Source organism: Ligilactobacillus ruminis DSM 20403 = NBRC 102161 (assembly GCF_900113455.1).
GTDB lineage: Bacteria > Bacillota > Bacilli > Lactobacillales > Lactobacillaceae > Ligilactobacillus > Ligilactobacillus ruminis.
Map to the genome: position 1 here is coordinate 1 of NZ_FOPI01000045.1, position 14,596 is coordinate 14,596.

General features: G+C 42.0%; 15 protein-coding genes, 1 tRNA gene and 1 pseudogene. 12 read left to right on the forward strand and 5 right to left on the reverse strand.

The features are described 5' to 3' along the window. The 5 genes from BMZ95_RS09960 to BMZ95_RS11320 form a co-directional block, all read left to right on the forward strand. Positions 1–190, forward strand: a 190-nt coding sequence (locus tag BMZ95_RS09960) for a transposase domain-containing protein (RefSeq protein WP_143455012.1), incomplete at its 5' end; no start/stop codon positions are given. Positions 191–249: 59 nt separating this feature from the next. After that, on the forward strand, positions 250–1,428 hold the full coding sequence (locus BMZ95_RS09965; protein ID WP_225357385.1) for a LysM peptidoglycan-binding domain-containing protein: 1,179 nt from the start codon (positions 250–252) through the stop codon (positions 1,426–1,428). 101 nt (positions 1,429–1,529) lie between these two features. Next, entirely contained in the window at positions 1,530–2,042 is a 513-nt protein-coding gene (locus BMZ95_RS09970; protein WP_046922214.1) for a Panacea domain-containing protein, read from the forward strand. After that, positions 2,042–2,740: a hypothetical protein gene (locus BMZ95_RS09975; RefSeq protein ID WP_046922215.1), complete on the forward strand. Its 699-nt coding sequence runs from the start codon at positions 2,042–2,044 to the stop codon at positions 2,738–2,740. Before BMZ95_RS09970 ends, BMZ95_RS09975 begins: the two co-directional genes overlap by 1 nt. Positions 2,741–2,926: 186 nt before the next feature. Next, complete coding sequence (locus BMZ95_RS11320; protein WP_164477214.1) at positions 2,927–3,100, forward strand: hypothetical protein; 174 nt, start codon at positions 2,927–2,929, stop codon at positions 3,098–3,100. 189 nt (positions 3,101–3,289) lie between these two features. Here BMZ95_RS11320 and BMZ95_RS09980 read toward each other — a convergent pair. The 3 genes from BMZ95_RS09980 to BMZ95_RS09990 form a co-directional block, all read right to left on the reverse strand. Further along, positions 3,290–3,362 (reverse strand) — tRNA-Thr (locus BMZ95_RS09980). Between the two features lie 54 nt (positions 3,363–3,416). Further along, positions 3,417–5,696 carry an RNA polymerase recycling motor HelD gene (gene helD / locus BMZ95_RS09985; RefSeq protein WP_014072984.1) on the reverse strand — a complete coding sequence of 760 codons (2,280 nt, stop codon included), beginning with the start codon at positions 5,694–5,696 and terminating at the stop codon, positions 3,417–3,419. Positions 5,697–5,720: 24 nt separating this feature from the next. Further along, complete coding sequence (locus tag BMZ95_RS09990; protein WP_041820260.1) at positions 5,721–6,761, reverse strand: cation diffusion facilitator family transporter; 1,041 nt, start codon at positions 6,759–6,761, stop codon at positions 5,721–5,723. A 118-nt stretch (positions 6,762–6,879) separates the two neighbouring features. Here BMZ95_RS09990 and BMZ95_RS09995 point away from each other — a divergent pair, with 118 nt between their 5' ends. The 6 genes and pseudogenes from BMZ95_RS09995 (at position 6,880) to BMZ95_RS11735 (ending at position 12,483) form a co-directional block, all read left to right on the forward strand. Further along, complete coding sequence (locus BMZ95_RS09995) at positions 6,880–7,974, forward strand: hypothetical protein (RefSeq protein ID WP_225354951.1); 1,095 nt, start codon at positions 6,880–6,882, stop codon at positions 7,972–7,974. A gap of 257 nt (positions 7,975–8,231) precedes the next feature. After that, positions 8,232–9,254, forward strand: a complete 1,023-nt coding sequence (gene trpS / locus BMZ95_RS10000; protein ID WP_014072987.1) for a tryptophan--tRNA ligase — start codon at positions 8,232–8,234, stop codon at positions 9,252–9,254. 15 nt (positions 9,255–9,269) lie between these two features. Next, the gene (locus BMZ95_RS10005; RefSeq protein WP_014072988.1) at positions 9,270–10,196 is read left to right on the forward strand and encodes a Ppx/GppA phosphatase family protein; all 927 of its coding nucleotides are present in this window, start codon (positions 9,270–9,272) and stop codon (positions 10,194–10,196) included. Between the two features lie 133 nt (positions 10,197–10,329). After that, positions 10,330–11,043, forward strand: a complete 714-nt coding sequence (locus tag BMZ95_RS11055; protein ID WP_143455014.1) for a helix-turn-helix domain-containing protein — start codon at positions 10,330–10,332, stop codon at positions 11,041–11,043. Next, positions 11,040–11,144: a helix-turn-helix domain-containing protein gene (locus tag BMZ95_RS11060; protein ID WP_235806942.1), complete on the forward strand. Its 105-nt coding sequence runs from the start codon at positions 11,040–11,042 to the stop codon at positions 11,142–11,144. Before BMZ95_RS11055 ends, BMZ95_RS11060 begins: the two co-directional genes overlap by 4 nt. Positions 11,145–11,273: 129 nt before the next feature. Continuing rightward, positions 11,274–12,483: pseudogene (locus BMZ95_RS11735) on the forward strand (IS4 family transposase). A gap of 145 nt (positions 12,484–12,628) precedes the next feature. On the opposite strand, the gene BMZ95_RS10030 reads toward BMZ95_RS11735, so the two are convergent. Next, on the reverse strand, positions 12,629–13,432 hold the full coding sequence (locus BMZ95_RS10030) for a TraX family protein (RefSeq protein WP_014072991.1): 804 nt from the start codon (positions 13,430–13,432) through the stop codon (positions 12,629–12,631). Between the two features lie 205 nt (positions 13,433–13,637). Beyond that, positions 13,638–13,829 (reverse strand): hypothetical protein, encoded by a 192-nt coding sequence (locus BMZ95_RS10035; RefSeq protein ID WP_202813197.1) that lies wholly within the window; start codon positions 13,827–13,829, stop codon positions 13,638–13,640. Positions 13,830–14,254: 425 nt separating this feature from the next. Between BMZ95_RS10035 and BMZ95_RS10045 the strand changes: the two genes are divergently transcribed. Continuing rightward, positions 14,255–14,596 (forward strand): IS3 family transposase (locus tag BMZ95_RS10045; RefSeq protein WP_225357383.1); only part of this gene is annotated, 342 nt, incomplete at its 3' end.

Genomic DNA, 14,596 nt, shown 5'->3' on the forward strand with positions numbered 1-14,596 from the left:
GTTTTCGTCAACTTTTGAAGGCGCAAGGGCTAATGCCGTTGCGTTGTCGCTGATATATACGGCCAAACTTAATCAGTTGGATCCTGAAAAATACTTGAGAAAAGTATTAACGGAGATTACCAACATTGAGGTATTTGATCCTGAAAGGTTCCGCCAACTTCTCCCATGGAACATCGATCTTACCTCATAAATAAGAAAATAAAAACGATGCATACGCAATAACCTGAGATAATAATACTATCTCGGGCTATTTGTGTACACACCGCTGTTTTAACGACCGCTTACGGTCAGGACGTATCCAGCTATCAATTGAGTGATTTTGATTACATGCTACAACGCAAACAGCTAGGGTCTGAATTTACCATTGTCAAGCTAGGCGGTTCCGGTGGCTTTGAAGGAGAACATTATCAAAATCCAAAAGCTTCGGCACAGCTGGCCAATGCGTCAAAAAGCGGTCAGGACGTTGCAGGCTATTTCTGGGGACAGTTTGGATCAGATAGATTGCTCGCGCAAAAGATGGCCAGGTATGCAGTAGAGGATGCGCACAGGACAGGGTTAAAACAGGGAGCTGCTATTGCGCTGGATTACGAGCAGGGAGCATCGATGTCAAGCACAGCTAATACCGAGGCAATTATTGAGTTTATGTCAGCCGTTAAAGACGCGGGGTATAAACCGCTACTATATAGCGGTGCCTATTATATGAAAAAATATGTAGATATTGAGCGCATTGGCAAGCAGTTTGGAACGTGCCTGTGGGTTGCTAGCTATAAGACAACCGGGTTACAGTTAGCTCCGGATTTTGCTTATTTCCCGTCAATGAACTATGTAGCGATGTGGCAATTTGCGGATAATTGGCATGGTACTGATGGAAACGTGGAACTTGTTTCTGTTATTAAAGGAGATGTTAAAAACAACGTGGCGGTTAAGCCAACTGTTACTGTTTCTGGGAGCTACTATACTATTCGGCCTGGCGATTCGTGGTGGTCAATCGCAAATCGTTTTGGCATGGACATGTATCAGTTGGCACAGCTTAATGGCATGTCGATCAACAACGTTATTCATCCGGGTCAAAAAATTAAAGTTAAGGGCACGATCAAAAACGGTGCAAAGCCAGTTAAAAATACCAATACTAGCTTTTATGTTGTTAAGCCTGGCGATTCGTGGTGGAGCATTGCTGCTAAGTATGGACTTTCTATGTATACGTTGGCACAACGCAACGGCAAGACGATTTACACTGTTATCCATCCGGGCGACCATCTGACCATCAGTGGACAGACCGTCACCGCCACACGTGCCTACACTGTCAGATGTGGGGACACGCTAAGTGGTATCTCTGCTAGACTGGGAGTGTCGGTCGGTCATCTGGTACAGGTTAACCGTATAGGCAACCCTAACTTAATTTTTGTTGGGCAACAATTGTTGTATTAGGCTTGCTTTTACTGCACTACATCTTGGATTTGATTACGATGCTTGTCAAGATATAGTACTTGACAGATGTGATAAAATTCAATTAAGGATGGTGACGTGTCATGAGAATAGCAATTCAGGAACCTATAGCCGTTGCTAATTTTATAATCGAGATTGCAAATGAAAATAAGAAAAGCATTACTAATCTTAAATTACAAAAAATAATGTTTTTTTTGCAAGGATATTGTTTGGCGCGTTATGGAGAACCTATAATTAATGGTAATTTTTCAAAATGGAAATATGGTCCAGTTCAAGTTAGTGTGTATGATGAGTTTAAGATATATGCATCTGGTCCAATAGCGCATTTAAGTTCAAAGATTGTTAAAAAGGATAATAAATTTGAATTCGTTTGTGAAAAATTGAATTTAGCTGATAAATCCATCGAATCAGAATTAACTGCTGTTGTAAAAAAAATAATGAAAAAAAAGCCGTGGGAATTGGTTGATATAACGCATAATCATTCTAGTTGGAAAAATTTTAGATCAGATATTATGAATCATGAAGCTATTGATTATTCTTATGAAGAAATTGAATCCTGCTATAAAGATAATGTCGATTTGTTGGGGTTGCAGTAATGAGTAATATTGAAGATATATTTAGATCTTGTATTGATCATGTAAATGATCGACCCGATAAACGTGACAGTGACTTTGTAGACTTTTTGGAAGAAATAAGCAAACATGTTGAAGTATGCAAAGATTATAAAGAAATAAGTAGAGTTGTATACAGCATGGAGAGTGAAGAGTTTGAGTTATTAGAGAAATTCTTTGGTGTTAATGATAGACAAGAAAATACTTTCAGTGGAATATTTGAAAACATGCAATTGACTGAGAAAGAAAAAGACAATATGATACACTTTGAGAGACATGTTATTCTTAGCTGTCAACAGAGGGATTATCTTACTAAAATGTCGGATAGTGTTTCTGAAAAAGTAAAACGAACCCAGAACAAGGTGACTAAGATTTATTCTGAGTTTGTTGGTATTCTTGGAGTTTTTACAGCGTTGTCCTTTGCATTGATGGGATCTGTCCAAGTTTTTGGAAACCTTTTGAGCAATGTAAGCAATCCTAATATAAGGACAATAGGTTATGTACTGGTTGTAGCAGGTGCTTATCTGTTGTTAATTTATTTAGTTGTGTCGATGCTTTTTATAGGTATGAAAAAAGTTTTTGAAGGCAATAGTAAATATGATTTGAGCGACACTTTCACTCTTGTTATCATTGTAGTATCCGCTGCATTAATAATTTTTGGCTTTTTGATGGTTGTGTTTTAATTTTGGCTATTAAAGTTAATATGTATTAATTATTCACCCTCACTTTTGTGAGGGTGTTTTTTAGTGATTTTTGTAGAAAATAAACGATAAGCGTTTCAGCCTAAAAATCACGATACAAACAGGTGCTGCGATGGTGATAGGGGTGTTAGTAATCGCTATCGTATGGCTAGTAAGGAGGTTTGCATAATGCCAGTATCAGATACACAAAAGAAAGCCAACGAGAAATGGAAAGCTGCTAACAAGGAGAAGCAGAAGATATATCGATATCGTTTGCAAGCGAAGAAATTCATCAATGAGTTTGCCAGTCAGGATGATCTGTTGGAACTGTGTAAAATGATTGATGAAAAACTCAAAGAATGACAAAAATGCCCTCAGCTTTCACGGCCGAGGGTATTTGTGATAGTATATTCAGAATGCGGCTCTCCATCTCACTTCAAAGTGTCACCAAAAGTGTCACCAAAGTCAGCAGAATATAGTAACGCTTAGTAACTAAAATGCCGTAAAATCAACGTTCTGTGCCTAGTAGAAACGCGTAATTTCCATAACTTAAGCCACTTACCGGGCTTGAACCGGTGACCCCCACCTTACCATGGTGATGCTCTACCTGCTGAGCTAAAGTGGCATTCAGACTTACCTATTTAGTATATCTGATTAGAATGAAGAATGCAACAATAAATTATGATTCTGCATTTTTTTCAAAGCTGAACGAAACAGTATAAAGCTCAGGCGGAATTTGTCTGAGCATTTCAGGCATCTGTTCCGGGCAGATCAAAGTCAATGAATGCATGGCGCGCGAACAGATAGTATAGAAGATGCCAAGCGTGTCTTCAGGAAATTTTTCTTCTGTAACGTCGCAAACGATGACTGAATCAAATTCGAGGCCCTTGGCAAGATAGATTGGAAGAATCGTTATGCCTGAGGGGACGGAAACGTCCTGATCGTCTAAAAGCGTGACGTCAAAATCTTCTTTAAGCTTGAAGAAAAGTTCTTCTGCATCCCGTTCGTTTTTTGTGATCAGGGCAACCGTCCCGTTTTGATCAAATGCGTTTTTAAGCGTTGTTTTCAAATCTTTGAGTGCATTTTCTCGGCTGGTCATGAATAGTGTCGGTTTAGCGCCTGAACGGGCAAACGAGCGAATTTTGCCTTTGTTTGGAAGAAGCGATTTCATGAAGTCGGTAATTTGCTTGGTCGAACGATAGCTGGTGTTCAGTTCGATGATGCGACAGTTTTTGATTTGAAGGCTCTCGTTTAGCCTTTGAAGCAGTGATTTCGGCTCTTCAAGCGGATTGAAGAGAGCTTGTTCGCTGTCACCCAGAAGCGTGAGTTTGGCATTCGGAAAGGCGTGTTTCAGGTAAATCATGGTTGCCATTGAGTAATCCTGCATCTCATCAATAAAGAGGTGTTCGATCGAACGATTTTTTCCTCCTCCGGTCAACAGATCGCGCAAGTAAAGCACCGGTGCGCAGTCGCTTAAAGAGATTCTGTGAAATTCAACGTTCTCGGAAAATTCATGCGATGAATCGGGAAGCGTGCGGGTTAAAAAGTCTTGATACTGTGCATAAACGTCAAAAAAGAAGCCGTTGTAAAGTCCGTCATAGATTTGGGCAAACTTTCTTTCGGCAATTTTTTCACCGATGTAAAATACTTCCTGATCGAGACTTTGAAAATGATTTCTGCGTTTCTTTCCGATCAGATCGTTATACTCCTCATCTGAGAGAAGATCGATTGCTGCGCGCATTTTCCTTGACCGCGCGGTGGTTTTGATGAGTCTGTTCAGGCGCTTGATCAAAGCATTTTTGATTTCAAGGAACTTGTCTTTTTGTTTCATGGCAGTTGGAAGCTTGGCAAAAATTTCTTTGATCTCCTTTGCGGAGAAGATGACCTGTCCGTCAGGAAGAGTCATATCGGCAAATTTTAAATCTTTTGCGTCTAGTTTTTTTGCGTAAGCGAAGATTTTTTGCATGAATTCGGCAGATTCCTTGATTTGTCGCACGGCAAGCTGTTTTTGCGTCAGTAACGGACTTTTTTCATAGCGGGCAAAAATCGTTTCGACGTTCAGGCCCTGGAATCTGCGACTGAAAAATTCAGCAAGCGTGACCTGCCGCATGTTGCGTTCGCCAAGACTTGGCAAAACTTCTGAAATATAATGTGAAAACAACAGGTTCGGCGAAAATAAAACAATTTGGTCTGCAGAAAGTTTGCGGTTGCTGTGGTAAAGCAAAAAGGCGATGCGCTGCAAAATAGCGGAAGTTTTGCCGCTTCCGGCAACGCCTTGGACCAACAGCAGGTCATGTTTCGTATCCCGGATGATGTCGTTTTGTTCTTTTTGGATGGTGGCAACGATGTTTTTCATGTATTCATCGCTGTGTTCGCCTAAAACGGCCTGCAGCATTTCGTCGCCGATGGTTTCGTTGGTATCAAACATGTGTCTGATTTTGCCGTCGACGATCGTGAACTGTCTTTTTTTGACGAGTTCGGTTGTCTGTATCCCCATTGGCGTTTCATACTGAACGTTTCCGAGCGTGCCGTTGTAAAAAATCGAAGAAATCGGAGCACGCCAGTCATAGACGAGAAAATTGCGATTGTTTTCCGCAAAAGAAGCCGTTCCGATGTAAAGCGATTCGGGTTCTTCTTCGCCTTGGTCAAGGATGTCGATGCGACCGAAGTAAGGGGAATCTTTCAAAAGAGTGAGCTTTGAAAGTTCCTGTTTTAAAATGCGCTCATTTTCGACGTTTTTTGCAACAAGCTGCTTTTGCTGCTGAACCTCTGCGTTTGTTTCCATGCGATCATCGACTTCAAACGTATTGATTTTGGCATTTTGCACGTAGTTTTTTTCAACGGAAGACGTTTCTTTGCGTGCTTTTTCAAGCTCGTTTTCCGTAGTTTCGATTTTTTCCTTGATGCGGCCGATAACGTAATCGACGCGCTGCTGCTCTTTTTTCTTTTCGGAATCCAAGAGAAGATACCCCTTTCTTTATGATCAAAAACGGTTTCTGTTTCGTCTGATGCGATTTTTGTATTCATTTTCGTCTGAAGCGGAATCTGGGATGAAAGAAACGTCCGTGTCGATTATGCCGAAATTTTTCAGCATCAGCGATTCGATTTTTTCGCCAAGACGATAACTTTCCAAGACGCTCATTGTACCATCAACGATGACTACCACGTCAAGCGTGACGAGATTTCCGTTGTAATGAGCCTTGAGCTCGTCGACTTCCTTGATGTCGTCAATTTTTTCGATATATTCTCTGAACTGCTTTTCAGCTTTCGGATCGAAATAATCCGCAAGGTTCAAGCTGCTGTCCGTGAAAATGCAGAGTCCCGAATAGAAAATGTAAATTCCGACAACGATGCTGGCGGCTCCGTCAAGCCAGGCAACGTCAAAGAGCAAAGCGCCGCCGATTGAAAAAAGCGTTCCGATGCTGGTAAAGGCATCGCTCAGACTGTCTTTGGCAGAGGCTGTCAGAGCTGCATTTTTCAGGCGCAGACCGGCACGTTTATTGTAAATCCAGATTAAAGCCATGATGATGCTTGCAATTGCGGCACCAAGCAAGGCAATCGGCTGAGGAACGATGCGTTCTGACGGGTTGAGCAGCGCCCTGATGCCATCGATGATGACGCTTGATGCGATGACGATCATGATGATGCCGGTAACGAGCGTGAAAATCGTTTCGTAACGCCAACGCGTAAATTGAATACGCTGATCGTTGCCTGTTTTTCGCAGCGAAATTTTGGGAAGCGGGATTCCGGCGATATCGTCGTCATCAATATCTGAGGCAATGTGAATGCCGATGATCAAAAGCACGGTTGAGATGATTCCCGAAAGATTGTTGAAGGCATCGGCTTTTAATGTCTGTGAGCCGCTGATTGAAGATAGAATGCCTTCAATGACGGAAATCAGCAGGTAGGCACCGATATTTATGAAAAGGTGTCTTTTGGCTGAAATCAGTTTGCCTAGTTCTTTTTGCTGGATTTTTTCCCAGTCTTCAAATTCTTTTTTTAAATGTTTGTCGATTTGGCTGATTGGAGTCACCTTCTTTCATTGTTTTAATTATAATTGAGCGTTCTGAAAGTGCAAACAATATGAACTGTGTGTTAAAATTATAATATATGTTACTTGAGGAGTGAAGGGGCGTGATCGAGTGAGAAAAAAATATCTGTTGGCACCGTTTTGCTTTGGAGCGATGGTTTCGTTTGCTTTTGCGAAGCCTGCGACTGTTCATGCGGACAACGAGTTTGATTTGAACGTCGAATCGAACGATTCGCTTTTTTCATTGAAAAACAGTTTCAACTTCAGCTACAACAATCAAAAGGCCGTGTCAGCAAACAAGGAGGAAGCGCTGCTTAAGAAAAATCAGGCGGAAGAAGCAGTGCTTGAAAAGAAGAATGCCGATGCCGAGGCTTTAAAAAAAGCCGACAACATTAAAAAAATCAATAATTTTCAAAAAGATGCGCAAAAAAAACTTGATGATTTGAAACAACGACAAGCTGCCGATTTGGAAAAGGCAACGAGCGAACATGATGAAAAAGTTGCGGAATTGAAAAAAGAAATTGAAGAACTTGACAAGGAGGCAAGCGATTATCAGGACAGGCTGGCCGAATTGAACGAAAAAATCGAACAAGCCGACAAAGAGCTTCAGGATTTTAAACAAAAGCAGGAAGATGATTATGCAAAGCTTGCACAGGAATTGGCTGATCAGCAAAAGCAACTGGAACAGCGACTTGCTGAAGAACTTCAGAATCTGATCAATCAAAATAAGCAAAAATTGGCCGAATTGATTGCCAAAAACAAGGCAGCTTTGGATAAATTAAAAGCTGATGACCAAAAGCTTCTGCAAGATCTCGCTGCAAAGTATCGGGACATGTACCGGCAGGCACAGCTTAATTTGAAACGCTATTTGATCAATCATCCCACAAATGCTCCAAAGCAGCTGCTTTATCAGCATGAAAACAAGACCTTGACGACAAAAATCGGCAACAGCATTGTAACTTGGCCAAAGCCTGGCGAAAATAAGAACCCTGTATTTTCCAGAAAATCCGCAGGCAAAAATTCAGGCGAATCTGACAAGCAGCATGAGATTGCGCCTAAGCAGGCAGTGACCGTCAAGAAAAAATCCGAAAACAAGCAAGGCGATTTTCCGCTTGGCGAAGCATTTGGAATGATTTTGGCCGCAGTTTGCGCCGTTATCGGAACGACGTTTGTTTGGCGCTTCAAATCAGGCGGGGATGTTGAATAATGTCTTTACAATTTTGATTTTTTTGATTAAAATTTAGTTGATGTTTCAATGAGAAGAAATAGTAGGGGAGTCAAAGACAGAGATGCGCTTTTGGCTGAGATGCGCAGCGATGACCTGAAGTGGGGCTTTGAGAGACGATAGTTGAATAACAAAAAGAGCGGCATTATTGCAAAATAGGTGGCACCACGGTAACTCGTCCTATTCCTTTTGGATTAGGGCGTTTTTTCATATGTCGAAGAAGGAAAGGATGTTTCGTAATGGAAAACAATATTATTTTGACGGGCGACCGTCCAACGGGAAAACTTCACATCGGTCATTACGTCGGCTCGCTTAAGAAACGCGTTGAGATGCAAAATACGGGGAAATACACTCCGTACATCATGATTGCCGATCAGCAGGCCTTGACCGACAATGCTCGCGACCCGGAAAAAATCAAAAATTCGCTGATTCAGGTTGCGCTTGATTATCTTGCCGTCGGACTTGATCCGAAGAAATCAACGATTTTCGTCCAATCGCAGATTCCGGCGCTTGCAGAACTTAATTTGTATTATCTCAATTTGGTGACGGTGTCTCGTCTTGAGCGCAATCCGACTGTCAAGGCGGAAATTCAGCAAAAAAATTTTGAACGTTCGATTCCTGCTGGCTTCTTTACTTACCCTGTCAGTCAAACGGCAGACATTACTGCATTTAAAGCCAAATATGTTCCTGTTGGTGATGATCAGGAGCCGATGCTTGAACAGGCAAGAGAAATCGTGCGCAGCTTTAATTCGATCTATGGCGAAGTCTTGGTTGAACCTGAAGGAGTTTTCCCGAAGAAAGGCAGCGGACGGTTGCCTGGACTTGACGGCAATGCCAAGATGAGCAAATCACTTGGTAACTGCATCTATCTGTCTGACGATGCAGATACGCTGAAAAAGAAAGTCATGTCGATGTACACGGATCCGAATCACATTCATGTTGAAGATCCTGGTCAAGTTGAAGGAAACATGGTCTTTGCTTATCTTGACATTTTCGACTCCGATAAGGAACATGTTGCCGATTTGAAGGAACGCTATCAGGATGGCGGTTTAGGCGACGTCAAAATCAAACGTTACTTAAATGAGGTTTTGGAAGCAGAACTCGGACCGATTCGCAAGCGCAGAGCAGAGTTTGAAAAAGATATTCCTGCCGTTTACCAAATGCTGAAAGACGGCAGCGACAAGGCAAATGAAGTTGCCAATCAGACGCTTGAAGAAGTTCGTGCCGCAATCGGCGTCAATTATTTTGACATTCTGAAGTAAAGGCAGGGACAGGTAATGAAAAATTTGGTCATGCTGGATCTCGGCTCGAATTCGACGCGAATGTCGATCAACCAGGTGGATGACAAGGGCAATTTTACGGAAGTCAAGCGGATGAAGCAGATGACGCGGATGGCAGAAGGCATGGGTGCAAGCGGCACGAAGAAGCTTGAAGACAAGGCGATTGAGCGAACACTGAAAGCCTTGCGAGATTTTCAAAAAGAATATCAAAACATGCCCAATCTGACGGTTCGCGGGATTGCCACGGCCGCAGTTCGTTCGGCTGAAAACAGCCTTGAATTTCTGGAACGCGTCAAGGAATTGACCGGGGTTGACATTGAGGTGCTTTCCGGAAGTGCCGAAGCCTATTATGACTACGTTGGAGTGATTAATTCGCTGAACGTCAGGGATTGCGTTATTTGCGACATGGGTGGCGGAAGCTTTGAGCTGGCCGTTGTTGTTGACAAAGAGGCCGTCAGTTATGTATCGATACCATATGGTGCAGTCAGTCTTGCTGAAAAATTCAATGCTCATGATAAAATTTCGGCGCAGGATCTTTTCAAATTCTATCGATTCATTTTGTACAAGTTCAGACAGCTTCCGTGGCTTTTGCAAGGAACAAAGCTTCCGTTGGTTTTGCTTGGCGGGGCCAACAGAACCGTTGCCAGAAAAGAATTGATGCGCTTGGGAAGAAAGGATCTTGAAAATATCCATGGAGTTTCGATGTCAGCATATTCTTTTATCGAAACTTATACGGAATGGCTCGGAATGGATCGCAAAGAGCGTGCGGATATTTTAGGCCCGGAAGCTGAACGCGCCGATATTATCATTGCGGGGCTTTCGCCAATCATTTTTTTGATCGAGTACCTGCAGACGCCGGAAATAATTTTTTCCGAGTCGGGCGTAAGAGAAGGCGTCTTGTATTCGATGCTTAAGAGAGAATAAACTAAGAGAGACGGGGAAAATTCCGGTTCACTTCTTGAATTGAATTAAATGCCGAATAAGGTGGTGGTTATAATGCCCTTTAAGTATACAGGCAAAAAAGAAAATTCACTGTATGCTTGGAGGGCATTTTCATATGGAAAGGAAATCGAAATATTCTGCTGCTTTTAAGCTGATGATCATTCATGAAGCAGAAACATTGGGAATCACCAGAACATCAAGGCTGTATTCCATATCAGACCATACCATCAGAACCTGGAAGCTCATCTATAAGTATCAGGGTATTCAGGGCCTGGAACCCACACATTCAAATAACACATATTCCAAAGAATACAAGGCATCACTGGTTGAAGAATATCAGAAGTCAGATGAGAAGCTTGAAGAGTTCGCCATCAGACACGGGCTGAGAGGCCGCACCCAGCTAAGTCAATGGATTATGAGGTATAATGAATCTATCTTAGAGGATCACAGATCCGGAAAGCGAGATTCAGGAATGAAGGGCAGAAAGACAACTTTTGACGAACGGCTGGAAATCATTGAACAGCTGATAAGACACGATGTTGACTACAACTGGGCGGCTGAACATTACAATGTCAGCTATAATCAGGTCTACGGATGGTATCGGAAGTACACCGGAAGCGGAAACAATCCGGAATCGCTGCGTGACCACAGGGGAAAGGCAAAACCGGAATCAGAACTCACTGAACTGAACCGGTTGAAGAGGGAAAACAAACTTCTCAAGGCCAGACTTCATCAGCAGGAAATGGAGATAGCCGTCGCAAAAAAATTCGTCGAAATAAGCAACAGGGAGGCGAAAAAGGGATCAGGCAGAAGACCATCAGGGAACTGAACGAGGAATACGGCTGGTCAGTCAGTGAACTGTGCAGAACAGTCGGTATAACCAGAGATGCATACTATAAGTGGCTCAAGCGTGGAACAAGTAATAACTAAAACTTCCCACACCGAAAAGGTGTGTTGAACCTTGAAAACTCAATAATAAAGGCAATAGAAAAGGCATAGATGCCAGATCCTTTGGTATAATTGAATTGACGAGAAACAACCAAACAAAGGAGCAAATCTATGCCAAATTCAATTCTACCACAGGACAACGATGGACAGGAACTTTTCAATGCGATTTCTTCATTTTTTTCGATGTTTGGAATCGGAAAGCTTCTTCGTATGTGTAATTCACAGAAGGAAAAAGGTGTTCCAGTTATTCAGATCTTCAAGTACAAACTGTGCAATATTTTTGCCGATCGAAGTATGTACATGCAGCAGAGAACCGGTTCCTTCCGTGAGTCTTTTTCCAAGAACACCTTCTACAGGTTCCTGAGCAACAGCAAAATCAACTGGCTTCGGTTTACGTCTCTTCTTTCACAGAAAGTTGCAGGAACGATTGAAACTCTTACGGATGAAAAACGCGTAAATGCATTCGTAGTAGACGATACCTTATTTGAAAGATCCAGTTGCAAGAAAACAGAACTCTTGCCGTACGTCGCAGAAAACTGGCGCAAAGCAAGGGTACTGTTGTTATGCTCGAACTGCTGAAGGAAGCTTTAAAGGCTGGACATCACGCGGATTATGTTCTCTTCGATACCTGGTTTGCAAATCCATCTCAGCTCGTAGCTGTGAAGAATCTGGGTCTGGATGCAATAGCTATGATCAAAAAGTCATCCCGTATTCGTTATGAATACGAAGGCAAGATGATGGATATCAAAAAGATCTTTGGAATCTGTAGGAAACGTCGTGGCCGTAGCAAATATCTTCTTTCTGTTAATGTTATGGTTGGCAAAGAGCAAAAGATCCCTGCCAAGATTGTGTGTGTTCGTAACAAAAACAAGAAGAAAGATTGGATAGCTTTCACTTGCACGAATCAGGAACTCTCCGAAGAAGAAATCATTCGGATCTATGGAAAGCGTTGGTAGATCGAGGTATTTTTCAAAACCTGTAAGTCTTATCTGAACCTGAACACGGAATGCCATAGTCTTTCTTACGACGCGTTAACAGCACACATCGCTATCGTCTTCACAAGATACTTCATGATTGCATTGGAACAACGAAAAGATGAAGATTATCGAACACTCGGAGAGATATTTTTCTTTATGTCAGACGAGCTCGCTGACATTACTTTCTCGGAGTCTTTACAAATTATCTTGAAAACAATGATCGAAAGTTTGTACGCAGTGTTTCAAGTCACAGGGGATCAAATCCAGATGTTCGCCTGTTTGTAGATTGCTTGCCGATCTTTCTTCAGCATGTCTTAACAAAGCCGACACTTGCTATCGGTTAACTATTTCATTGCCTGTATTATTGAGTTTTCAAAGAACAAATCCCATTTTGCGTATGGAAAGTTTTAGTCATATTCAAAAAGTCAGCAATCTTCCAGGCAAAACTCACGTAATAAGAGCCTGCCTTTTCGTGACTTCATCCATCTGTTACAACATTCTCATAATAAGAAGCATACATCCATACAACAACAGCAGATGGAGAGGGTAAAATACATAGAAGAAGTACTTCTGTCTCAATCCACGCTTCCCATTATAAAACGATATAGGAATCAGTGAGACAATCTCTGCGGCTACTGTCAGATCCAGAATATTATCCCAATTAAAAACAAAACCGCCAAGGACTATATGGCATGCCGATATTAAAAACACAAGAATAGCCGCCACAAACCTTGTCTTCTTATATGAACGAAAGAAATAGAACACTGCAATCAGCAGGATTCCATACATACCACCATCAAGATAGAACTGTTCAGAAAGCACTGAAAAAAGAAACACTACCAGCAAGTCTCCTATAATCTCAGGAACCTTTGGAAGTTTGGGAATCTTCTGCAACTGTCTTAATAGAAACAGCATCACCAGTGCCAGAAGGAATTCGAACATAACATTCTGCTGCTCAATAGAAAAGATGCTTCCGGAACAGACATAATCATACACACCTTCCGACAGGAGCGCAAACCCAAGCATCGTAAGCATGTATTTAAACAGGTTATGTGTATGAACAAACCCTTCCACAATCAGAAAACAGAAAATAGGAAAAGCAATTCTTCCGAGCGTAGATGTAACATCTGCAACGGTTTCTAATGTAGACCATTGTGAATTGGAAATCTGACCATAGGTTGCACGCATCATAATACCATTGGTCAGAACAATCCGGCTTATATGATCCAGAACCATCGAAATCAAAGCAATAATCTTTAAAGTACTTCCTGTCAAACCTGTTCGTTTTTCCATAGCGAGTCTCCGTTCATGTAGTCCAACATTTTAACTTGTCCCATGAGGTAAGAGAACAGAATCGGCATCAACGAAACCGGCATATTTCATATGCAAATTCCTGCACATCCTCACGGGATAAGTACACAACGAATTCTAGTCTACTCTTACTGACAGTAAGAGTCAAGCTCCTTATACAGGCATGGAATCATTGCCGTATCTTATGTCAGCGCATCATCTCCTTGGCAAACTCTGTAGCAGCTTTCAAATCGTTTGCGTTTGGTCTACCCTTGTGAAGGCCCTTGAATTCATCCGTGCAGTGGAATTCCTTCGCATCCATAGGAATACCGACTTTGTCAGCTTCTGCCTTCACCTTCTTATATGTGGAATTCAGCATGGCAGCAGATCCAAAGTTCACGATCTTACCTACCAGATTCTTATCGAGGGTACCGATAAAAGCACGAACCTCTGGATCTATAGAAAAGGCGTAGTAGGAATTTCCCAACACATCGCTATCGTCTTCACAAGATACTTCATGATTGCATTGGAACAACGAAAAGATGAAGATTATCGAACACTCGGAGAGATATTTTTCTTTATGTCAGACGAGCTCGCTGACATTACTTTCTCGGAGTCTTTACAAATTATCTTGGAAACAATGATCGAAAGTTTGTACGCAGTGTTTCAAGTCACAGGGGATCAAATCCAGATGTTCATAAGCCTGTTTGTAGATTGCTTGCCGATCTTTCTTCAGCATGTCTTAACAAAGACGACACTTGCTATCGGTTAACTATTTCATTGCCTGTATTATTGAGTTTTCAAAGAACAAATCCCATTTTGGGTATGGGAAGTTTTAGTAATAAGCAACAGGAACAGTCAGACCTTCTTTCAGCAATTATGGATCTGGAGAAGGAACACAAGGGTACTCTGGGCTATCTGGGAATGACCACGCAGCTTGCCTCGGAAAACAGGCTGTACTTCAAGGCCGGTCTCAAGCGCGTCACCAACTGTATGAGAAGCAACGGAATCACATCCAACGTGAGAAGAAAGAAACGCAACCGTATCAAGAGACACGAAGAATACATCAATGACAACCTGTTGAAGGGACAGTTCGACAGGAAAGGAAAAAATGAAGTCTGGGTTACTGACACTACTGAAATCAAGTACGGCAACTCCGGTCACAAG